This window comes from Haliscomenobacter sp. (assembly GCF_965225875.1).
GTDB lineage: Bacteria > Bacteroidota > Bacteroidia > Chitinophagales > Saprospiraceae > Haliscomenobacter.
Genome location: NZ_CBDDBS010000003.1, coordinates 462,616 through 485,727, shown reverse-complemented (window position 1 = coordinate 485,727; position 23,112 = coordinate 462,616). Strand labels below are relative to the sequence as shown.

General features: G+C 47.0%; 12 protein-coding genes. 4 read left to right on the top strand and 8 right to left on the bottom strand.

Annotated features, from left to right (window positions below; genetic code table 11):
* Nucleotides 1-31: 31 nt before the first annotated feature.
* Nucleotides 32-1,201: a galactokinase gene (gene galK, locus ACO08K_RS22485; RefSeq protein WP_421798720.1), complete on the top strand. Its 1,170-nt coding sequence runs from the start codon at nt 32-34 to the stop codon at nt 1,199-1,201.
* Here the strand turns inward: galK and ACO08K_RS22480 are convergent.
* The 7 genes from ACO08K_RS22480 to ACO08K_RS22450 form a co-directional block, all read right to left on the bottom strand.
* Nucleotides 1,198-2,421 (bottom strand): RNA polymerase sigma factor, encoded by a 1,224-nt coding sequence (locus tag ACO08K_RS22480; RefSeq protein WP_421798719.1) that lies wholly within the window; start codon nt 2,419-2,421, stop codon nt 1,198-1,200. The two genes, galK and ACO08K_RS22480, sit on opposite strands and share 4 nt — an antisense overlap.
* A 97-nt stretch (nt 2,422-2,518) precedes the next feature.
* The gene (locus tag ACO08K_RS22475) at nt 2,519-2,872 is read right to left on the bottom strand and encodes a YciI family protein (RefSeq protein ID WP_421798718.1); all 354 of its coding nucleotides are present in this window, start codon (nt 2,870-2,872) and stop codon (nt 2,519-2,521) included.
* Between the two features lie 123 nt (nt 2,873-2,995).
* Nucleotides 2,996-4,303: a spinster family MFS transporter gene (locus tag ACO08K_RS22470; protein WP_421798717.1), complete on the bottom strand. Its 1,308-nt coding sequence runs from the start codon at nt 4,301-4,303 to the stop codon at nt 2,996-2,998.
* Between the two features lie 77 nt (nt 4,304-4,380).
* The gene (locus ACO08K_RS22465) at nt 4,381-5,100 is read right to left on the bottom strand and encodes a class I SAM-dependent methyltransferase (protein WP_421798716.1); all 720 of its coding nucleotides are present in this window, start codon (nt 5,098-5,100) and stop codon (nt 4,381-4,383) included.
* 84 nt (nt 5,101-5,184) lie between these two features.
* Nucleotides 5,185-5,757: a DUF1572 domain-containing protein gene (locus ACO08K_RS22460; protein ID WP_421798715.1), complete on the bottom strand. Its 573-nt coding sequence runs from the start codon at nt 5,755-5,757 to the stop codon at nt 5,185-5,187.
* Nucleotides 5,758-5,813: 56 nt separating this feature from the next.
* On the bottom strand, nt 5,814-11,972 hold the full coding sequence (locus tag ACO08K_RS22455) for a gliding motility-associated C-terminal domain-containing protein (RefSeq protein ID WP_421798714.1): 6,159 nt from the start codon (nt 11,970-11,972) through the stop codon (nt 5,814-5,816).
* A gap of 73 nt (nt 11,973-12,045) precedes the next feature.
* Nucleotides 12,046-13,497, bottom strand: coding sequence for a pyridoxal phosphate-dependent decarboxylase family protein (locus ACO08K_RS22450; protein WP_421798713.1), 1,452 nt, complete (start codon nt 13,495-13,497; stop codon nt 12,046-12,048).
* A gap of 229 nt (nt 13,498-13,726) precedes the next feature.
* On the opposite strand from ACO08K_RS22450, the gene ACO08K_RS22445 reads away from it, so the two are divergent.
* From ACO08K_RS22445 to ACO08K_RS22435, 3 genes are all read left to right on the top strand, one after another.
* Complete coding sequence (locus ACO08K_RS22445) at nt 13,727-14,905, top strand: aldose epimerase family protein (RefSeq protein ID WP_421798712.1); 1,179 nt, start codon at nt 13,727-13,729, stop codon at nt 14,903-14,905.
* Nucleotides 14,906-15,039: 134 nt separating this feature from the next.
* Entirely contained in the window at nt 15,040-16,917 is a 1,878-nt protein-coding gene (locus ACO08K_RS22440) for an Nramp family divalent metal transporter (RefSeq protein ID WP_421798711.1), read from the top strand.
* A 33-nt stretch (nt 16,918-16,950) separates the two neighbouring features.
* On the top strand, nt 16,951-17,706 hold the full coding sequence (locus ACO08K_RS22435) for an arginine-tRNA-protein transferase (protein WP_421798710.1): 756 nt from the start codon (nt 16,951-16,953) through the stop codon (nt 17,704-17,706).
* A 301-nt stretch (nt 17,707-18,007) separates the two neighbouring features.
* Here the strand turns inward: ACO08K_RS22435 and ACO08K_RS22430 are convergent, their stop codons facing one another.
* Nucleotides 18,008-23,110: an alpha-2-macroglobulin family protein gene (locus tag ACO08K_RS22430; protein ID WP_421798709.1), complete on the bottom strand. Its 5,103-nt coding sequence runs from the start codon at nt 23,108-23,110 to the stop codon at nt 18,008-18,010.
* Nucleotides 23,111-23,112: the final 2 nt, after the last annotated feature.

Sequence of the window (23,112 nt, the reverse complement as noted above, 5' to 3'; positions counted from 1 at the left end):
TCTTTCCGACTCAAACGAAAAACACAACACCATGTCATCCTTTGCGCCTCTTTACGTACAAGTTGAAAACAGTTTTCAGCATCATTTTTCACGGAAACCCCTGGTAGTCAGCTCTCCTGGCCGAGTCAACCTCATTGGAGAACACACCGATTACAACGATGGTTTTGTATTGCCGGCTGCAGTGGACAAGGCTGCTTACATCGCCCTTGCACCGAATGGAGGCACTCAAGGCAAATGGATTTCCTTGGATTTCCCGGAAACCGTCACCATTGATTTCCAAAACATTACCACCAACTCCGTGCGTTGGGCCAATTACATTCTGGGCGTTGTGGATCAGGCGCAAAAATTGGGTAAACCCATTCCTGCCTTTGATTGTGTGGTAGCCGGTGATGTACCGATGGGTTCGGGTATGTCTTCTTCCGCAGCCCTGGAATCGGCAGTAATTTTTGCCTTGAATGAAATGTATGGTTTAGGTTTGAGCCGTTGGGAAATGGCACTTTTGGCGCAGCGTTCCGAGAATGAGTTCATCGGGGTGAAATGTGGCATCATGGACATGTTTGCCAGTTTGCACGGCAAAGTCAATCAGGTCATTCGCCTGGATTGCCGCGATTTGAGTTTTGAATACTTCCCCATTGAGTTGGGTGCCTATAAAATTGTGCTGTTTGATACCGGAGTCAAACACTCCCTCGCCGATTCGGCATACAACACCCGCCGGTCGGAGTGTGAAACTGGCTTGCATTTTTTCCAAAAACACTACAACCCCAATTTTAAAGCGCTGCGCGATGTACCCATCACGATGGTTCAGGCCAATCGTAGCCGTTTGCCCAAAGAAGTATACGACCGTTGCCTATACGTCACCGAGGAAATTCAACGTACCCTGGCCGCCTGCGAAGACCTGAAAAATGGCGACCTGGCCACTTTTGGCCTCAAAATGTACGCTACTCACGAGGGCCTTCGTCACTTATATCAGGTCAGTTGTCCCGAATTGGATTTTTTGGTGGATGCCGTACAAGACGAAAGCAGCGTACTTGGCGCGCGGATGATGGGCGGTGGTTTTGGGGGCTGTACGATCAATCTTGTACACGAAGATGCCATTGAAGGTTTGCAGGAACGTTTGGCTAAAGCGTATCAAGAAACGATGGGGCACAAATTGGGCATGTACATGGTGGTGACTGGCGATGGGGCAAAGGTTCAAGCTTAAAGCTGATCGATCTTTTTTTGAATGGACTGTTTATCAGTTTGTGTTTTGGCGATAGCCAGGGCTTTTTCGAACTGTGCTTTGGCTTTTAGTGCGTCAATAGGCAAGTACAATTCACCTAGCAAGGTGAAGTAAAAATGGTTGTTCTCCAGTTTAAGCTTTTCTGCTTCCAGGATGGCTACCGCATTTCCTTTTACTTTGGCCAGGGCATACGTGCGATTGAGGGCAATAATGGGTGAATATTCCAATACCAACAAGTGGTTGTAGAGCTGCAAAATCTGCTGCCATTTTTCAGGGCTATCTTCTTTAATGGTGTGCCAATAGGCAATTTGAGCTTCGAGATGGTATTTTGAAAGCGTATTTCCTTGAGCAGCTTTTTTTAAAAAATAAGCGCCGCGGGCAATCAATGCCTCATCCCATTGGCTTTCATCCTGCTCGTGGTACAAGAGCATTTCCCCTTTTTCGTTGGTTCTGGCCTCAAAACGGGAAGCTTGAAAACACATCAAAGCCATCAGGGCATTGACCTGGGGCTGATTGGTAGGCGCGTATTCAATGAGCGAGTAGGTCAGGCGCATTGCCTCCAAACAAAAATCCTTGCGCAAAACACTATCCTGGCTTTCCGAATAATACCCTTCGCTAAACAACAAATACAAGGTCGTCAATACGCTGGCTAATCGCTCCTGAATAGCCGTGGCCCCGGGGATTTCAATGGCCACTTTTTCCTGCCGCAATTTTTCCCTCGCCCGAAACAATCGTTTATTAATCGTTTCCTTGCTGCTCAAAAAGGCGGTAGCAATTTCATCGATCCCGAAACCGCACAGCGTACGCAGCGCCAGACCAATTTGGGCTTCAACCGGAATAGCCCGGTGGCAAATGGCAAACAACATTTGTAATTGGCTGTCGGTAATGTTTTCGGGGGATAAATCCAATTCAGAGTCATGGCTCAGGTCCGATTCATTCATCAAATCGGGTATAATTTTGCTCTGAAAGAGTTGCTGCCTTTTTAGCTGGTTTTTGGCCTTGTTTTTGGCCACCGTATACAACCAGGCACTGGGATTATCGGGGAGGCCGTGGTGTGGCCAGGTTTCAAGGGCCAGCACAAAGGTTTCACTGACTAAGTCTTCTGCCAGTTCAAGGTGTTCAATACCCAGAAAGCGGGTGAGTACCGCCGTGATTTTGCGGAACTCGGTGCGGAAAAGATGTGGGATTAATTTTTGTTCCATGCGGGATTGTTTTTGAACCACCTAAGGCACCTTAGACCACCTTAGAAGGATACGGCCTAAGGTGATCTAAGGTGCCTTAGGTGGTTCAAAAAAAAACTTATAACTCCACCGATTTTGCCAACTTCCGCACCTCCACGGTATTACCATCACCAAGCAAAACCGGGCTACCTTTGGCGAATTCAGCTGCCTCATCCGCAGACTCAGCCCGAACAATGATGAAGCCGCCAATGGTTTCCTTGATGTCTCCAAAAGGGCCATTCGTGACTACATTATTGTGCCCAACTACCCTGCTGTCATCAAAAGCCAGGCCACTGCCCGTGCTAACCAGTTTGTTTTGAGCAGCAATTCCACCGATCCAGTCCATGGTCATTTGCATCCAAACCTGCATTTGTTCGGGTGAAGCCAACTTTCCCCCATCTTCGTGTCTAAAAATCAGCATAAATTCTTGCATCGTTGTTGAATTGAATGGTTACAAAATTGTTGTATACCATGATGACAAACGAGTCGATTGGAATTGGACACAAGGTCTTGATTATTTTTTGCACTCCAAGGCCGTAAAGGCTTCATTGTCGGCTTAATTCAGCTGCATTTTTTCAATGTCTTTCTTCACCGTGCGGGACGCAGCAAACAACACCACTGCCAGTGCCACCCCCAAAATTGGAATAATGTACATCGCATGATGCAAACCGATCGCCTTGAACTGCTCCGACATCTCTACAGCACCCGCAGCCTGCATGGCCCGCCGCGCAAAATGATCACTCAGTAGACCCGTGATGACCGGGCCAAAACTCGCTCCTAGCAAATACATCGCGAAAAAATACAAAGCCATTGCAGTGCCCCGCAAATTGGCTGGAATCACCTCCTGAATTGAAGCATAAACCCCGGAGTAATACACAAACATCAGCATGATGCCCGTGCCCATCAGCAGCATAAACAACAAAGTGGCGCCTGGCGGCTGATTCAAGGCCAGGAAAATACAAGGCGCAGCCAATCCACAACAAAGGGCAGAAAGCAACAATTTGGCATCCTTCCTGCGGCGGCTCCAACGATCGGCAATCCAACCTCCACCGATGAGGCCGAGGATGCCCACTGCTCCCAAAACAATTGAAGAAATATTTGCCGCTTCTTTTAAACTCATCAAATGAGTACGCATCAGGAAAGCGGGCAAAAAAGAATTGACCGCATACATATTGAAATTGTGCAAAGCACCGGAAACGATAATCCATAAAATGGTAGGAATGGCAAGTACTTGCCAAAAGGGTGAACGCTGGTTTGGCGAAACTTGCAAGGGCTTTTCCTCAGTGGCACCACGTACCGGTTCTGGCAGTTTGAGTGCTAGCAAACCAAGGATCAAGCCGGGAATACAGGCAAAATAAAAAGCGTGCCGCCAGGTATAAGCCGAAGCAATCAAACCACTCAAACGATAACATAAAAAGGTTCCAAGTGGCAGCCCTAGCATAAAAATCGACAGTGCCAGCGCTCGGCGACGCGGCGGAAACAAATCACCAATCAGGGAATTGGCGGCAGGTGCACAACTGGCCTCCCCTACTCCCACGCCCAATCGGCTCACAAACATCCAGCCAAAACTGGGTGCCAAGCCGGATACGGCGGTAAGAACACTCCAAATACTGACCCCTCCAGCTAGAATTTTGCGACGGCTCCAGGTATCGGCTAAACGACCCAATGGCAAACCAACTGCGGCATACATCAGGATAAAGGCAGTGCCCAAAGTGCCCAATAGCGCATCATTCAGCGCCCATTCTTTCCTGATCAACTCGGCGAGCGCACCCATGATCTGCCGATCGTAAAAGTTCATCAGGTTGATGCCAAATAGAATTCCCAGCGCATACCAGGCGCCTTTAGTTGCTTTATCCGTTTGCATGCTGATGTGGTGTTAGGCTTTATGGACAGAAGCTTAGCTTACTTGTACAGGATAAAGATTGGAACTTTATTTGGGATTCAGGCTTTCCTGGACCGGAAATGGATAAACGACGGAAATTTTTGCCGCTCCGCGTAGGCACGGGGATGCTTTTGCTCAAATTCGGCCACAGGTTTTGCCTCCAAAATCCGCTCAATCACAAAACCATTGTTCAGCAAAGCATCAGTGATGCAACTGAGGCTGTGGTAATAACTGTTCATGGTGATGGGCTCATTGGTAAAACCTTTCCATTGGCAAGAAACTGCCTGGGTTTCAAAATAATTGTCCAGTTTGAAGTAGCCGTAAGAAAAGAAAGGGTGCTCGGTAGAAAAGCAAAACCAGGCTCCTGGTTTTAAAATGCGCTGGAATTCGCCAAAAAGGCTGGAGATGTCTTTTATGTAGGAAATAGCTAAAGCACTCAATACTCCATCAAATTGCTGGTCTTTAAACATACTCAAAGGCTGTTCCATGTTGCCCACGAGGAAACGGCCCTGGTCCCCATTGCGGGTTCGGGCGTATTGGATCATGTTTTCGCTGATGTCGATTCCGGTTACTTCGGCCCCATTTTTCAACAAAATTTCGCTGTAAATGCCGGGGCCACAGCCTGCGTCAAGGATGTATTGCCCTGTAAGGTCTTCATCCAACAATGACATCATGGCCGGGCGGTCGTAGTAGGCGTTGTATTCTTTGTCGGGGGCAATCTCGGAATAGGCTTCAGCTAGAGCCTGGTAGGTGTGGTAGGCAATGGGTGTAGATGACATGGTTAATTTTTTTTGTTGGGAACAACATAACGGTTCACCTGCTCTAGAAGTTCCTGAATCACCAATTCGACCTACCTTAAGTCGTTACTCCTCTTTCCCTTCCAAAAACTCATCCGTAAAGTGCGCCCGGCGTTTTTCCTGCTTAAACTTATCGGCATTAAATGCCTGGGAATTCCCTCTTGGAATCGACAAAGAACTCCAGTTTACATCACAACACATTTTTCCAATAAACACCATTTGGCCTACATGGTAAGGATAATGTGCCAATTGCCGGTTGATGGCTTCCATCACGGTATGCCCCTGGTTGCGGATGTAAATGATCCGCTCTAAGTCGGCTGATTCAAGTGGATTTAGAGCTTCAAAAAGGCATTGCCAGCCAGCGTTCCATTTTTCCAGCAACTCCTCACGGGAGGTGATGTCGTTTTCAAACTCGGCATCGCGATCCCGCCATTCTTTTTCCCCGTCGCTGTTTAAAAAATCTGTCCAACGCGAGAGCATATTGCCCCAAAGGTGTTTGACGATGGTGGCAATGCTGTTGCTCTCGGAGTTGTACTGCCAGAACAATTGTTCATCGCTGAGTTGAGCAATAGTTTTGTCGCCTAACATTTTATAATAGGCAAACTGTTTTTTGACACTTTCGAGATAATCCTTATCCATAAAATAAATTTTGAAGCTGTTTGAGTTTGTATCGTGGACTCAAACAGCTTCTTGAACTAGCGCAATAGCGTCACCTCCCCCCTAACCAGGGCATTACCCGGCCCTTTGTCATCTACATATTCGATTCGGAACCAATAAATGTAAACGCCCTGCGGAGCTTTTTGGCCCCGAATGAACCCATCCCAGCCGGTGTTGATATCGGTAGAACGGAAAGCCTGGCTGCCCCAACGGTCAAATACCTGGATTTCATAGGCCGTTACCCGTACATTTTCATTGAGGTAAGGCCGGAAGGATTCGTTGGTGCTGTTGCCATCCGGAGAAAAGGCATTGGGGGTAAAGGTTTTAAACACCACGCATTCCCGCAAGCTTAAAGTCATCGAGTCCGTATCTACACAACGTCCATTAGACGCCCGCACCCAATAGGTTCCAGCGAGGGTAGCCGCCAGGGATTTCCCCGTACTGCCATCCGACCACAACAATTGGGCATTGCCGCTGCCATTGGCTTGTAGTACAAATGGTTTGTCATCACAAATGAGGGTGTCCGGGCCAAGGTTCACGCTTGGAACAGCGTTTAAAGTGACTTTGAGGCTATCCCTAAATCTGCAATTTTTCTGGGTTGCCTCGGCCCAATAAGTCCCGGCACTGGTGACGTTTATTCCTGGTGTGGACGCGCCGGTGCTCCAGCGCACCTGATCAAAGCCAGTCAAAGCACCCAGGGCCAGGGTTTCTCCCGTACAAAGCACGGTATCCTTGCCCAGGTTAAAGCGAGGCAGAGGATTGTAGGTAACCCTGATCGAATCCCTCGCCCGGCAACGCCCAGCTGCAACCTGCGCCCAATACAAGCCAGCCTGGTTCACCACAAAAACCGGATTGCTGGAGCCATCCTGCCATTGAGTAGTGGTATTGGGCACCTGTACGCTGAGTCGAAGTGTACTACCCTCACAAAGGGCGGTATCCGGCCTCAATAAACTTTGGGGCAAATTCACGGCTACGATCTTCACACTATCTCGACGCACACAGGCATTGAGGTCAATTTCCAGCCAATAGGTCCCAGTTTGACTTAGCATTTTTGCAGCGGTAGCCTGGCCATCGTTCCAGCGGTATACTCCACCGGCAACAGTAGGATTTAAATTCAGGGTTTCATTGTTGCACAAAATGGTATCCGGCCCCAAAGTAAATTTAGGATAAGGTTTGTAGCCTATTTGCACCGAGTCACTGACACTACAACGCCCTGAACTGGCTCGCAAAATGTACAAACCCGCCGTAGAAACTACATATGGATTGGCACTGGAATTGTCTTGCCAGAGCAAAGTAGCACCTGGAACATTGAATTGGTAGGTCTTGGTCAAGCCCTCACACAAAGTTGTATCCCGACCTAACAAACCTCTGGGTAAATTGATGAATTGCACCCGAATGCTGTCGCGCTTACGGCAACCATTTACTGTGACATCTGCCCAGACGATTTCTGATTGGGTCAAGGTTCGGGTGGCGGTGGTGTTGCCATTGTTCCAGCGGTAAGTCGCATTGGTGGTGGTCGCATTCAAATTGATGTTTTCTCCGGCGCAGAGCGTCGTATCACGGCCTAAGCTGAATTCTGGCTTTGGGGCAAAAGTGTAAGTTACCGAGTCACGTTTGGTACAGCCGTTCAAGGTTACATCTACGTAGTATAAACCTGTTTGTCTAATGGTAATACGGGGAGTTGTAGCACCAGTATTCCATCGGTAAGTTCCCCCATTGATGGCTACACTAGGGCCGTAGGATTCACCCTCACAGAATCCCAAATTTGCCCCTAACTCAAAGGCAGGCCCGGGGTTAAAGGTAAAACGCCTTTGGTCATTGAAAGTACAGCCATTCAAGGTGGCGGTTACGGCGTATAAACCGCTCGATTGGACGCTGATGTTGGCATTTGTACTGCCATTGGACCAGCGGTAAGTGGTATTTCCTGGGGTACTGACCGTTGCGCGCAAGTTGAAATTAGTCCCATCGCACAAGCTGGTATCTGGACCAAGTTCAAAACGGGGCAGGGCTTGCATCCGCAGATTGACACTGTCTCGCTCGGTACAACCATTCCCCGTTGCTTCCAGCCAATATACGCCAGCGGTACTTGCCCGAAACGAAGGATTACTGCTTCCATCCTGCCAACGGTAAGTTAAATTGCCCAGATTGGAACGCAGGGTAAAACTCCCGCCTTCACAAAAAGAGGTATCGCGCCCCAAACTCAGACCTAAAGCAGGCAAGACACTGATGTTGATGGAGTCGCGGGCGGTGCACTGGCCATCATTGACTTCCACCCAAACCAGTCCGGCAGTTGTAACTCGGAGCGTTGGGCCAGTGGTACTGTCGCTCCACAAGTAGCTTGTTCCGCCTGTCTTGGAGGCATCCAGCAGCAAAGATTGCCCATCACAAATGCTGGTATCGCGGCCCAAATTGATGGCGGCAGGGCTGATGACTCGAACCTGAATAGAATCTGAAGCAGTACAGCCCGACAATTCGATGGTTACTTTGTATTTTCCAGCTTTGCTGGCGTCGATACTGGTCGCCGTAGAGCCATCCTGCCAGCGATAAGTTGCTCCGACCAGATTCAGATCGGCGTTTAAAACCAAACCTTGATTGGCACACAAGGTAGTATCATTCGTTAAATTGGGCGTAAAATCTGTAGCTGGCAACACCCGTACGGTATCCCGAAGGATGCAACCGTCATTGTAGGTAACGGCGACAAAATAAGTTCCCGCACGAGTCACATTGAAAGTAGCCTTGGTGCTGCCATCGTTCCAGCGGTAGGATTCTCCTGCGCTGAAGGTGTTGGCATCGAGCAGTAAACTATTGTTTTTGCACAAGACCGCATCCTTACCCAAAATTCCCTCATCTACATAATCGACGGGTGTATCAAAAATCCAGTTTTGGTTGCTATTGTTGATGTTGGTACTGTTGGCTCCCGCCAAAAATTGGGTAGAGCCGACTCCACGTTGGTCCCGCATTTGTACAAAATCCGCCAGGACTTTGCCCCCATTCATAATAACATCAGCCTTGGTACCCTGAGCAGTAGAGAGCAATTCAATGGGGTTACAGTTGTTGCCGATAACCTGGAAATATTCGTTGACCGTTTGGGGTTGCGTGGCATCAAGCTGATAGGATTTTCCGGCAGAAAAAATCAGTGAATCGATCACATTTTTCCCATACAAAATGCCATTGTTGCGGAATTCCAATCGGTTGAACTTCGCTATGTAGGGTGCACGACCACTCCGGTTAAAATCGGCTTCTGTGCGCAAGGTGGAAGTCCCCTGTGGGTTTGAGAACAATACGTTGTAAAAAGTATGGTCATTAAAAATGTATACAAAAGGACTAGTATTGGTAAATTCCAGCAGGGAAGTCCCTGCATCGAGGGTGAGATTACTCCAGAAAGAAGCTGTGTAATTAAAATCAGCACCGTTGTTGTTGATGCGCCAATGGCTGCTGCCCATTTTCAGAATGGGTTTATTGCTGGAAAACCCTGCGGATGTATAAAAGTTAATGTTGACAGGTTTTCCGTTTGAGTTGAATTCACCTTCGGAATGGATGATACTATAGGCTTCAAGTGTGTCTTGCAATGTCCAGGAGCCACGGCCCGAGATTTGGAGGCTACCTATTTGAAAACCTAGGGTCTGTAATTTCAGGTCTTTATCATTTGAACGCAAAATTAAATTGGTACAATACGCTCCAATTTGAGGTTTGGGTAAATCAACCGAGCCAAAAGCGTTCAAAATCCACATGTAAAAAACGGGGTCGTTCGTCACCCCTACCCAGCTCATATTGCGGCAATAGGCGTGTAAACCGTAATTATTGACCCTTTGATTGGGACCATTGAAGGAGTTGGCATCAAAAAATACGTTGTCTTTGGCCGTGGGGATACATTCACCACCCGGACCACCACTCGTCAAAGACCAGTTGACTGGATCGAACCAATCTCCATTTCCTCCTTTGCCGACCCAATACAAATTCCGGCCCGCAATCTCGTTGATGGTCCAATCCTGATTGTTGCCCAGGTCGATGGAATTGTTGGCCACCGCAGGCCCTACTCCAATGTGGACAATGTCTTTGATCATCAAACGCCTGGTAACCAAGGCGCGGGTGCTTTCCAGATAGGTTTTTTGATCGGGACTGGAAGAGCGTAACTCAATCATACCCGTACACAAATCCGGTACCAGGATTTCGTTGATCGTAGTGGTATCGCTTAGTGAGGGCTGAATTACATTACTGGTTCGGAGCATTTCCAAAACCTCCATGGTGTTCCGTCCATACAAATTGAAGGAGGTACTGCAACGAATCGAATCTGCTTTTTGGCGATTGCGGTTGTAGGTATACATCGAGCCGTCACCGCCTAAAAACCAAACTTGATTGTAATTTAAGCTTGGGCCCTGGCCAGAAAAAGAGGTTTGTAATACCCCAACCCAGTTCCTGAATTCTATGGTTGATGTGCCTGCGTCCAGCACCATACTCTGGGGATTGATTTCCCAAACCAGCGTATTGTAATTTTGTAAATCCACTCGCCGCAATACCCAATGGCTACGCCCCAGGGTAAGGGTACGGTTGCGCGGGTTTTGTGACAATACACTGCGAGTAAAAAGCAGTTGGTTGTTGGTATTAAAATTGCCTTGGATGAAAACAAAATCCAGCAAAGTTGACAAACTATCCGCCAGACTCCAGTTTCCGGTACCATCCATAATCAGCTTTTTGCGGAAAGTTTTTCCTGCCGAGGTAATTACATTGGATGTATTGTCGCCTTCAAAATAAACGTCACCTTCAAATTGTTGGCGCAAGCCTGGAACAAAAGTAAGGGAACCAAATATGTGCAAACTTTTTTCCCCGGAGCCATTCAAGGTCGGAGCTCCAGCAGCCCCCGTCCAACTCATGTTGCGGCAATAGGCATTTTCGATGTCGATATTGACCGTAACGGCATTACCTGAGTTGGCATCAAAAAACACATTATCTCCGGCAGTAGGAACACAAGCGCCACCAGTGCCTCCACTGGTGAACGACCAATGATTGGGATCACTCCAATTGCCGTTGCCACCTACCCAAAAAAGGTTATTGTTAGATTTTGCTACGATGGTCCATCCGCTATTGTTGCCCAGATCGGCGGCGTTGCGCACCACAAAGCGGGCCCCACCAGATGCTTTTACATCTTTCAGCGAAACAAAATCTCCCGTAATCGAGTCGGCAGTTGCTTCAAAAGTGAACTGTGTACCTGAAACACTACTAAAAATCTGGATTGGTGAAATACATTGCCCCAGGGCGGTCAACTTCTTTAACCGATAAGTGAATCCAGCCTGAAACTTGAAGTTTTTTCCTGGCCCCAGAATGAGGTTGTCAAAATTGACCGAACCTTCTACATCACTATCTGTACGCATTTCCAGGGTCACCAAATTGATGGCACCTCCGGTTTCGCTGATCAATCGACCTTTTCCAAGCGTATTGGAAAACAGTACAGTTCCCAAGTTCAGGTTTCCAACGCCAGTGACCCGCAGTAAGGGTTTACTTGAATTTAGTTCAAAAACCGAAGTTCCGGGCACCACACTCAAATTGCCACGCTTGAACTCGACCACTGCAGAATCGTACTGGTATAGAATACGGGAGGTATAAAAAGAGCCTGTGACCGTAATGCGACTACTGCCCAGATCAAGAGCTACTGCTGAGCCTGGATTGACAAACCAACGTTTGCAGGTAATTGCCTGATTTCCAGTATTCAAATTCCCCGCATTTATGAGTAGGGTGGAATCCGTTTGTAAAGGCGATTGTAAAGTCCAGCCTCCGCCTGGTCCATTAAAGGTAACCAGTTGCCGGATGCGGTGCCCCGCTAAAAGGATGGTTTGCCCCGTTGTATTCGCCAAAAAATTGACCGAGCCCCGAAACGAAAAAACCATATTTGCGCTCAGTCTCAGTGAGCCGTAAACATTGAGCACATACCCAGCAGGAGCAGAAAAAGTGGGATTATTGGTCACCGCTTCCCAGTTCATGTCCATGCAAAAAATCGACTGGTTGTTGGCGTTGACCAATTGGTTGGGAGCAGTAAAAGAATTGGCATCAAAAAACACCCGATCGTTGGGCGTTGGTACTACATTGTGACGGGTTGCACCGCCACTGGTGGTGGCCCAATGGCTGATGTCTGACCAGTCGCCGCTGCCGCCAACCCAATAATAGTCAGCAGCTTGTGCTTGTTGAGCCAACGAAAGGATCATGATTGTTAGCAAAAGGGGTCTGAACATGGTCTTTTAGGTTTATGGGTTAACGTACAAAATCGGTATCAATCTTCTATTTTTTCCTCCTCAATCGCCCCCACCACAGCAAGAAACGATTCAATAGCCCCATCCACAAGGGTGGTTCCGGCAAAGTGGAAGTTGTTCCCGTTTCTTCGACGAGGCTGGTTTTGGAAAAATCGTACAAGTCTTCAAAAATCTTGCGCACATTTTGTTCAACCATACCCCGAAAAGGAATTCGCGCCATTAAGCCGTATAAAGCAGCATTACCTTTGGCGGTTTCGCCAGGGTTGTTTTTTGCAAAGAGAATTGAGGCTTTGAGGTCTTCAATGTAGGTGTCAATCACTGGAATGTTCTGGCGCATTACGGTCAGGTGAATGGAATTGGGCAATTGTTGGCGGTCCAACATCCATCCTTTTTGTTCCAGTTGATCAGCCACTACAAAGATATCAGGCTGGTTTCCACGAGTTGTGTAGGCGATGATGTTCATCACCGGAATGCCCAAAATACTGATTTCTGGAATTTCTGCCAAAGCTTTTTTGATTTGGTTAGTAGCTTGCATGATTTCTTGAGTAATCTGCAAATAACCATCTTGTCCCAAAGCCTGCATAGCCGACCAGGTAGCTGCAATAGCGCCTCCGGGACGAGACCCCATTAAAGTGGGCGAGGCATAAATCCCACCGGGCCAATCGGTAGCGATGTAAAACTGGTATTTCAGGTAATTCATGTTGCGGTACAAGAGCACCGAAGCACCCTTGGCCCCATAACCAAACTTGTGGGCATCGGCAGAAATGGAGGTAACTCCTGGCACCCTGAAATCGAAGGGATCAACTGGGTAGCCCAGTTTTTCTACCCAGGGCAATAAAAACCCTCCGATGCAACAATCAACGTGGAACGGCAGTTTTTTCTCCAGGGCAAGAGCGGCAATCGCCGCAATAGGGTCCAGTGCGCCATGGGGATAGGTAGGCGCAGAAGCGGCAATGAGGATGGTGTTGCGGGTAATCAGCTTGGCCAATTCCTGCGGCTGGGCTCGCATTTCGGCATCAATCGGGGCTTTTTTGACTTTGATGTTCAGGATATGGGCGGCTTTTTCAAAAGCGGGGTGAATGCTATTCGAAGCGACAATTTCCGGCTCGGTAATTTTGGGAAACAACTTGCGGGCTCGCTCGCGATAGGTGTACACCGCGAGAAAAATGCTCTCGGTCCCCCCCGAAGTCATGGTGCCTGTCACGTTTTCATCACCGTTCAACAAACTGGCCGTCATTTGAATGACCTCCAGTTCCATTTTTTTCAAACTTTGAAAAGCAAAAGGATTGAGGTAGTTTTCGGAAAAAAAACTACTGTAGGCCTGGGTCAGGAGCTCTTGGTGGGCATCATCAACATAGTACACCATACTCCAGGCACGGCCTGCTTTCCAGGAAATGTCCTTTAAATGTAACTTTGACAATTCATCAAGAATGGTATCTTTATCGCGGCCTTTTGCAGGGATGGAAATTCTTTCGGACATGCAGTAAACTGTTTTATTGGTGGGTCAAAATAAATGTTCATTTTACTTAAGCCAAAGGATTAGATAAGACGCTTGAAGTGAAACCTTTACTCATCTAATCCTTTGGCAAAATGAACAAATTTATTTTTTTATCGCCCCTAAGCGTTCGGAAAAATACAATACCTTCCCTGCTTTATGGAAGTAATTGTACAAGCATGTCATTTTTTTAACCATTGATAATCGCAAGCAAATGAAAAACAAACAAAAAGCACTCATCGGATTCGCGCTTTTGAGCCTAATTGCCTTGAGTTGTAAGCCTAAAACAAAAGAAAAAGAAAGTGCCGAAATGGAAACAAAGAAGGAAATGGCCTACCGCCTACCCGATCCAAAAAACTTCGACAAAACCCACCAGGGTAAAAAAATCGAATTGTTCATCCTGAAAAATGGCCCGATTCAGGCAGCCATCACCAATTACGGAGCACGTATGGTTGGCCTTTTGGTGCCGGACAAGGATGGCCGGGACATCGATGTCTTGACCGGGTACAACAACATCGACGATTACCTCAAGACGGAATCTTACTTTGGCTGCGTAGTGGGTCGTTATGGGAACAGGATTGCCAAGGGGAAATTCACCCTCAATGGCAAAACCTACACCCTGGCCACCAACAACGGCGCCAATCACCTACACGGCGGGCCCGAAGGCTTTTGCAAAAAGGTATGGGATGCCAAACAAATCGACAGCAGCAGCGTAGAATTCAGCTACCTGTCCAAAGACATGGAAGAAGGTTACCCTGGCAATTTGCAAGTAAAAGTAATCTATCGCCTGACTGCTGATCGCGGCGTAGAAATTGAGTACAGTGCCACTACCGATAAACCCACCGTGCTCAACCTCACCAACCACAACTACTGGAACCTGGATGGCGAGCGTGATACCAGCATCAACGACCACCTTTTGCAGATTTTTGCCTCCAAATACACTCCTGTAGATTCTACCTTAATCCCTACAGGTGAGCTGGCTTCAGTAGAAGGCACACCCTTTGATTTCCGCAAACCCACTGCCATTGGTGATCGGGTAAATGCAGATCACATCCAAATCAAGTACGGTAAGGGGTACGACCATAATTTCGTGTTGGTGCCTGAAAAAGTGGCTGCGGGTGAGTTGCCTCTCATTGCTACGGTACTTAGTCCCAGTACCGGAATCAAAATGGAAGTATTGACGGCTGAACCAGGCATTCAATTTTATAGTGGCAACTTCTTGACTGGTTCTCAGGTTGGGAAAAGCGGCCAGGCCTATGTGTTCCGCTCTGCATTGTGCCTGGAAACCCAGCATTTCCCCGACAGTCCGAACCAACCCAAGTTTCCAAGTACTACTTTGAATCCGGGACAAACGTATAGCACGAAGACCAGGTATCGGTTCCCCGCGCAATAAGGCTCAAATACTTTCCTTATTCAGGCTTTGATTTAGGCTGGCTCTTAAAAATATCATCTAAATATTTTTTTAAGCCAGTCTAAATTCATATTTTTAGAAAATTAAGAAGCCATTGGATGTGAAAGGGAAGCAATATGAGCAACAAATCTTTGAGTGAAGTACATGGTTCCGTAGAAACCAGCCAAAAAAATGGTTGGAAAAAACTACTGGCCTTCATGGGCCCAGCCTACCTGGTCAGTGTAGGGTACATGGACCCGGGCAATTGGGCCACTGACATTGCCGGGGGCAGTAAATTTGGATATCAACTCATTTGGGTGCTGCTCATGTCTAATTTGATGGCCCTGCTTTTGCAAAGTTTGAGTGCAAGACTGGGGGTAGTCCGCCAATTGGATTTGGCACAAGCTTCGCGCAGCACTTACCCAAAGTTGGTCAATTATGCGTTATGGATTCTGGCCGAAGTAGCCATTGCCGCATGCGACCTGGCTGAAGTATTAGGGATGGCCATCGGCCTGAATTTGTTGTTTGGCCTACCTTTAATTTGGGGCGTTAGTCTGACTGTCCTGGATACTTTGCTCCTCTTGCTGTTGCAAAGCTATGGCATGCGCAAAATCGAGGCATTTATCCTCGCCTTGGTCAGCATCATTGGGGGTGCTTTTTTGATCGAAATGATCATTGCCAAACCCGCTATGGGTGAATTGGCCAAAGGATTTATTCCCACTATGCTTACCGACGATGCCCTCTACATTGCCATTGGCATCATTGGAGCCACGGTAATGCCCCACAATTTGTATCTGCATTCTTCGTTGGTACAAACCCGGCGAATTGAAGCTAGCGAAAAGGGCATTTGGACCGCCATCCGCTACAACTTTATCGATTCAGCCATCGCCCTAAACGCCGCTTTTTTTGTCAACTCGGCCATCCTGGTTTTGGCTGCGTCTACTTTTTTCAAAGCGGGATATTTTGAAGTGGCCGACATTCAGGACGCGCATAAATTATTGGCACCCTTGCTCGGCACAAACCTTGCACCCATGCTCTTTGGCATTGCACTGATCGCAGCAGGCCAAAGTTCAACCATCACTGGCACCCTGGCTGGGCAAATTGTAATGGAAGGTTACCTCAACCTGCGCATCGCCCCCTGGCTCCGGCGTTTGATCACCCGCCTGATCGCCATTATCCCGGCTTATATTGTGATTTTGATTTATGGGGAAAGCCAAACCACTTCCTTATTGGTTTTTAGCCAGGTAATTCTGAGCCTACAATTGGGTTTTGCCATCATTCCGCTGATCCATTTTACCAGTGACAAACAAAAAATGGGGATTTATGTCAACAAACCCTGGGTGAAAATTGCTGCCTGGGTTATTGCCATCATTATTGTGAGCCTTAATGTAAAATTGGTTTATCAGGAAATTGTGGGTTGGTTGAGTAGCGCGGCAAATCCCTGGGTCATCCAAATTACGGTATTGCCCATCTGTGCCGCCGTCCTGGCCCTATTGTTTTACATTACTTTCAAACCCTGGATTCAAAATCGGGAAATCGCCCGAGGTGCAAAACTCCCCCATGGAACGGCCATGCAACTGGATCTGGCCCCTCAGGCAAACCCCGGGCGTATTGCAGTGTGTATTGATTTTTCAGCCATTGATTCGCTGGCCATCCGCAGTGCTTTGGCGCAAGGGGGACAAAAAGCCAATTACTGCCTGATCCATGTAGTGGAAACCGCTGGAGCGATGGTTTACGGCCCGGAAATTGCCGATCATGAATCGAGTGAAGATGAACGAGCCCTGGCAGCTTACGTTCAGCAATTGCAAGTACAAGGTTATCAGGTAGAAATGAAAATTGGCTTCGGCAACCCAAAACGCAAAATCCCCAAATTGGTCCATGAATTTGGTGCAGAATGGTTGGTAATGGGCGCCCATGGACATACCTTCTTCAAAGATCTAATTTTTGGCACCACGGTGGACAGCGTGCGACACCGCGTAAAAATTCCTGTTTTAATTGTTCGGGAAAATCAGTAGAATTGTTGCGAGAAAAGTCAGATTACTTGCAACATGATCTTATACCCCGATTCATATCTTTTTTCGGAAGAAAATCAACTGGAGCTCAACGGGCAGGTGATTCACCATCAGCATGCCTGGCTACTGAGCATTGGGGATGAAGAACTGGATTTGATGTTTGAAAATGGCTGGCGGCGGGCAGGCAACATCTTTTACCGCTACTCCTACGATACCCACGAAGACATTACGACCGGAGCTGGGCCGCTGCAAGTACTCCCCCTGCGGATTCCGGTCAACAACTTCACCCTGACCAAAAGCCAGTCCAAAATCTGGCGCAAAAACGAAAACTTCCACTGGAACCTGATTGCCGGGCGCCCCACGGATGCCCACCACGAGCTATTCCTCCTGCACCGTGAACGTTTTGAGCGCAATGTGCCCGATAGCATTTTCGACTTCATCAGCACCACCCACGAAAGTTTGCCCACGCGGGGCTTGATCCTGGATGTTTATGATGGTGAAAAGCTGATTGCAACCAGTTTGATTGACCATACCCCCAAGTCTATGTCGAGCATTTACGCCATGTTTCATCCGGATTACGGGGCATACAGTCTGGGGGTGTACACAATGCTGTTGGAGATTTACAGTTGCCGACAATTGGGTAAGGCCTTTTATTATCCGGGCTTCGCCCACCACGAGTCTTCGTTTTACGATTACAAAAAACGCTTCAATGGCCTGGAATGGCTGGACTGGAAAGGGACAATGGATTGGTTGCCGTATGAACGTTTGAAGGAGAAGACGGAAAGGGGGTAGGGATATTTGAACGCTTCGCGATTTTATATTTACCAAAGCGACAATAATAGCAACACGGATGACACGGATAAAGCGGATCAAAACGGATTTTGCTTTGCCTGCGGCAAAGTTTTTTAGCCACGAAGGAACGAAGGCACAAAGTCCGTTGAATTGAAAATGATTTCTTGGTGGCTTTGTACTTTAGTGGCTATTTTTTTCATCACGCCGAATGCGGGATAAAAATCCGTGTTAATCCGCGTTATCCGTGTCATCCGCGTTGCTATTTTGTCGCTTTGGTATTGACATCATCATTTGTAATGTCTTACTGCCGAATCTGCACCTTTCTAATTGTATTCGTCCCATTGTCCAAAGGATGATACATGTCTTCTACCCAAACAGGATTGAGGGTAAATTTTCCAGCGAATTGAGGTATCAATTGCACCCTGAACTCATGGTTCCATGCGGGTAATTCATCGCAAAAAATAAGCACCCGGTCCGCATGGTATTCGCGGTTGACTTCAAAAGGGTTACGGGTTTCATCTTTGTTAAAATAAGTACAACCCGCTGGAATTGGTATTTCAATCATCACATGCCGGGATCTTTGTTTGACTAGAACATCAACCCGGAAGTTAACAGGGTCATTGAGTTGCAAAACTGAAGTTTGCTCCTGGTTTTTCAAAAATTGAGATTGCACCACAAAATTGGAGCTGCTCGTCTTTTGCACTGAATCCCCTAAATTCGTGTATTGAATATAAGTCAGATATGCAGAATTGGTTTTCATACCCAGTTTAATGAAGAAGGTATCCTGTTGCTGAAGCTTGAGCGTAATGGGCGTTTGTTCAAGAGCCAATAAGCGATGTGAAGCGGCCATTTTTTTCTCAAGCTTCTTATTGCCCCTATCCTCTTCTTTATCCGCTTCAATCAAATCGGGTAAAATGGCTTCCAGAATTTTGGCAACCTCCATGGTGTTGTTCCAGCGACCACCGTAGCGGTAATTGCCTTCGAAAAAGCCTCGGTTGTTGAGAAAATAACTGCGGATTTTTTTGAGTTCATCTTCCTTGCCTGCCTTTTTAAAAATTGAATAAGCGATTAAAGTATTTTGAGTACTACAATCGGCTACCCGATAGCCAGCAAACCCAAAGACCTCCCTTCCATCCCAATAAGTGCCGGGTCGATTGGCCTCAAAACGTTGGTATTTGTACAAAGTATCCAGAGAATAAGGTAGGTTATGGGCTTGTAGCAAGTATTGCCGCAAGAGTTTTTTGTACAATAAATCCTGTTCTGCTATAGCCTCCGGTTCTTGTTGGAGTCGGGTCAGGTCAACATTTATACCCGCCTTGGTCAAGGTCTCCAGGGAGATCAAATAATCTTCTTCATTCATTTGTGGCAATTGTTCTTGCAAAAACTCCAGGCCTTTTTTCAGCACTTTTACGGGGTAACCAGCCTGGGCAGCGCGCAACAATGTTTTTAAAACATAGTTTGTAGTCCAATATCGTTGTTGTCCAGTTATCCACCAACACCAGCCGCCCTCAGCTTGCTGGCGTCCCTCCAAAATGGCGATGCCTTCATAAATTTCTTGCTCGCCTGTAAAGGGCTCGCCCAACATCCCACGAAGTGATTTTTCCAATAAAAGAGCTGTCAGTTTACTAGAGGTCTGTTCATTGCAGCCAAAACGGTACTCTTTTAAATATTTGATGTCATCCAGCATCAGTTTTAAGGCTCCTCCGGGTTCGAGGGTCAAGGTAGCAGCAGGGGTGCCTGCCGTGAAGGGTAAAATAATCATGGTATCCTGGGTAATTTCGATGAATTGCCCGTATGGTTTCATCCGGCCAAGGGGAATGATGGGCAAATCACGGGCTTCCCCATCGATGTATTGACCAGTTTGTAAGCCAAATTCCAGGGCCATGCTATCCGTTTTAGTTGGCGCAGTGATCATTTGGGTGAGGTTGGTAAAAGCCGGGGCAATCCAATTCGAATCTTGCAGGTTTTGGCCGTTTTGTTTGAAATGGGTATGGATCAAGGTGGGGCTGCTGACCAGATTTGTTACTTTGGCATTGACTTGCACCTGATCACCCGCAACCAGAAAACGGGGGGTGTACAATTGGGCTTGCAGGGGTTTGAATGCAGCGATGTTTTTTAAGCCCAAACCCATTTCTCCATCTTGATCCACACCAATGGCAAAACTTTGCCAGGAGGTGATGTTGTCCGGGAATTTGACGCTGAATTGGGCTTTCCCTTCAGAGTCGGTAAGAAGATTGGGTTGCCAAAAAGCATAATCGCTGAAATGAGTGCGGATGCCATTGATAGTCGGACTAAATAGCTCGCTCGCCTCAAAGGAGGGTTTTGTTTTTTCAGGCTTCGGCTTGGCTGGCTTGCTGTGATTGGATGATTTTTGTCGGCCTATTGATTGACTGGAAATAGTAAATATAGATGCAACGCTTTCTGACCTCTTTTGAACTCCATAACCAACTACAACAACCTCCGACAAAAGATCAGTACTCTCATACAAAACTATATCTCCAGATAGGGGTATTTCAGTCTGGCAAGTCTTAAATTCACGGGTTTGATACCCAGTATAGCTGATGATGATCTGGTGGTTTGACAAACCTGACATGTTCAACGTAAAGCTCCCATCATAATCGCTGACGCACCCCAGTGTGGTCTGTTTGACTAATATGTTGGTTCCGATCAAAGGGGATAGAGTTTCATCTACAACTCGCCCTCTCAAGACTCCATCCACCCCAATTTGCAAACAAAAATCCTCAATTCCTTCTTGTTTGCCTGGCTGCTCAATGCGAAACCCGCTAAGGTTATAGGCTTCCTGCACCGTCCGATCAACCAATGGAATGGAATAGGAGTCAAAAAAACTAGGTGCCCATTCCGGGCAAACATTTTTGTGATCAAAATGGGATGCCTGTACCATTTTTAAACCACTGACTTTCTGATCCACGATTGGGAATTCAAAAACCTGCTTGCGATAGAAACGCTGGATATACTGGATGGTACTTCCCGGGATAAACGGGCCAAGGAAGCCTGTATTGAACCGTTGGTAGTAGGAATGCCCAAAATTGTCCCAGGCATACTCGCCACCAAGGTCGGACATCAGCAACATACTTTTGGCTAACAATTGTTTTTCTGCATCGACCAAGGTATCTGGCATTGGGGAAAAGGTGATTTGCTTAGCTGCCTCAGAATTTTTGAAATTAAGGGCGTCAACGATCAGGTTGAGTTTGTGCCCAAGCTTCAGGTACATACTATCCAATTGGTATACGCCTTCTTTGGTGCGTACTCGAATCGATTTGTAGCCAGGTGAAGTGCAAAAATGGTAATTGCCGCTTCCCCCACTGCCGCCGAAATAGGTCAAAGTATCGTTGAGATAAACCAGCATTACTGGCTGGACTTTTCCTTGTTTGACCACAAAAGGTGCAAAAAAGGCATGTTCCTGATAAAATCGGCTGGCATTTAATGCAATGGCTTGACTCAAAAAACCATTTTCCAGGAATCGATAGCGGTAAAAGGGGTCAGAAGACAGGCAATCGAGTTTTTTGTAAAAAGTATAATCCAAAGGCTGTTTCCATTCTTTTTTTGATGGGACAACTTGAATATCCCAATAACTAATGGGCAGTTTCTGATCCGAAGTTAAGGCCAAGGGGCTATGAGGTAAGTCTTCGCCAAACTGTGCATTGATTGCCCCCGCAGCGAGGTCAACGCCAGCTAAGGGGGCACTCCGTTCATCCTGCGCCCTGATTTGCAAATCCAGGTTTTGCCCCGGGTATACCCTTTCTGGAGCAATCCATTCGATTTTTACCTGTTTTTTTTGATAAGGAATCAGCCGTTTTTCAAGCACGAGATTTGATCCCCACCAATATTGGTACTGCAGGTACATATCCTGAGGTTTTTTCTCCTGTTGAGTCCAGCGAAACATTGTATCTTTTATCCAACCTTGTTTTATCAATCCATTTTTGTTGCTTATTTGGTACCAAATGGAGATGCCAAAGGGATTGTGTAAGCTAATGGATTGTTTGTTTTTCAAATTCCGAGTAGTCCAGATCAATTGATCGCCAACTGCACCTGGTCCGCCATTTTGAAGATCCAGGTAGGTTTCAGGTTTATTGAAACCAGCACTATAGCCTTTCAGATTGGGATTGATGGGGATGATCAGGCTATCTTTCCCGGCATACAACAACTGCCGTCCCCAATTATATTCAGCCCACAACTGATAGGTTTCGCCATAAGAACTTGCGTGGAGTTTTGAGTTGTCAACATAGAGATCAATGCCTAGGGGACTGTACCAAAAGGAAATCTCCTTGATTTGAAGTGCTTCACCTGGACGCGAAAAACCAGCCCACACTTTAATGACGCATGGGGTTTTAGGCAATAAATCTGTGGGAATCTCCATTTCAAGTTCACCAGCCTCACCCAATTTATTTTGGTATTCCCAAATCGTTTTCCCATACCACTGACACCTAAGACTCACTTCTGCATCTGGCACAGCGGTATTGTAAACGGTTTGAGCAACCAGATTTAGTTTAATTTTTTCACCTGCATGAAATTTATCTTTTTCAAGGTATAAGTTGTACTGCACTTCATTCAACTGATAATCTTCCAGGTGAAAAGTATGGCTTAAAGTTTGTTTGATGTTGTTATCCAAAGCTTTAGCCGACAAAGTATAGGTTTGATCCAGAGGTAAGGTATCAGCCAATGGGAGTTCGAAGGCAAAAGTGCCCCGTTTGATGATAACCAGGGTATCCCACCAAAGTTTGTCCGTATTTAACTCCAACCTTAGTTTGCCCGCATAAGGCTTTCCATTAGGTTTTGCCGCGTAAATTTTTGCCTTCAGAGTGTCCCGAGGTCGAAAAACAGGCTTGCAAAAAGCGACGTACCCTCGCAAGGCTTGATCAGCCTGGTCCCGGGATGGTGCAGCAACTGGCCTCGGCGCATTTACTTTGGTGGCGTTCAATTGGTAATAAAAAGTATGCTCACCCAAGGTCACGCTCAAAGTACCACTGACAGGCATAAAATTGGGGTATCGAAAAAGATTGAGGCCAGCTTCAAAAACCAATGATGTACCGTTCAAAACTACCTTGGCAGATTTAATGGACTCACCTTGAGCATCGAGGATTTGTACACCCAAATGCGACCCAAGAACTATTGCCCTTACCGTAAAATTCGCTTTGGACTGCAAGGAAAGTTGGAGTTCTTCTGCCTTGTTTTGTACCAGCAAATGGTGCTGAATAGGCAGACTATCAAAACTTTCAGAAGTCTGTGGCTTGCCGATCATGGAAGTGTCCAAGGCTTTGCCCAGAAACAATTGTTTGGCCACTTGAGGGCTCAGGTTGTAGTGCCATTCCTGGGCTTTTTGAGCAAATAAAGCCCGACTGTTGAGTTGCAAAAGAATACCGAGAGCTAGATAGAGTTGTTTCATAA

What these genes read in the sequence shown, in the direction of transcription:
- galK (WP_421798720.1), top strand. Translation starts at nt 32, where the DNA reads ATGTCATCCTTTGCGCCTCTTTACGTACAAGTTGAAAACAGTTTTCAG.
- ACO08K_RS22480 (WP_421798719.1), bottom strand. Translation starts at nt 2,421, where the DNA reads ATGGAACAAAAATTAATCCCACATCTTTTCCGCACCGAGTTCCGCAAA.
- ACO08K_RS22475 (WP_421798718.1), bottom strand. Translation starts at nt 2,872, where the DNA reads ATGCAAGAATTTATGCTGATTTTTAGACACGAAGATGGGGGAAAGTTG.
- ACO08K_RS22470 (WP_421798717.1), bottom strand. Translation starts at nt 4,303, where the DNA reads ATGCAAACGGATAAAGCAACTAAAGGCGCCTGGTATGCGCTGGGAATT.
- ACO08K_RS22465 (WP_421798716.1), bottom strand. Translation starts at nt 5,100, where the DNA reads ATGTCATCTACACCCATTGCCTACCACACCTACCAGGCTCTAGCTGAA.
- ACO08K_RS22460 (WP_421798715.1), bottom strand. Translation starts at nt 5,757, where the DNA reads ATGGATAAGGATTATCTCGAAAGTGTCAAAAAACAGTTTGCCTATTAT.
- ACO08K_RS22455 (WP_421798714.1), bottom strand. Translation starts at nt 11,972, where the DNA reads ATGATCCTTTCGTTGGCTCAACAAGCACAAGCTGCTGACTATTATTGG.
- ACO08K_RS22450 (WP_421798713.1), bottom strand. Translation starts at nt 13,497, where the DNA reads ATGTCCGAAAGAATTTCCATCCCTGCAAAAGGCCGCGATAAAGATACC.
- ACO08K_RS22445 (WP_421798712.1), top strand. Translation starts at nt 13,727, where the DNA reads ATGAAAAACAAACAAAAAGCACTCATCGGATTCGCGCTTTTGAGCCTA.
- ACO08K_RS22440 (WP_421798711.1), top strand. Translation starts at nt 15,040, where the DNA reads ATGAGCAACAAATCTTTGAGTGAAGTACATGGTTCCGTAGAAACCAGC.
- ACO08K_RS22435 (WP_421798710.1), top strand. Translation starts at nt 16,951, where the DNA reads ATGATCTTATACCCCGATTCATATCTTTTTTCGGAAGAAAATCAACTG.
- ACO08K_RS22430 (WP_421798709.1), bottom strand. Translation starts at nt 23,110, where the DNA reads ATGAAACAACTCTATCTAGCTCTCGGTATTCTTTTGCAACTCAACAGT.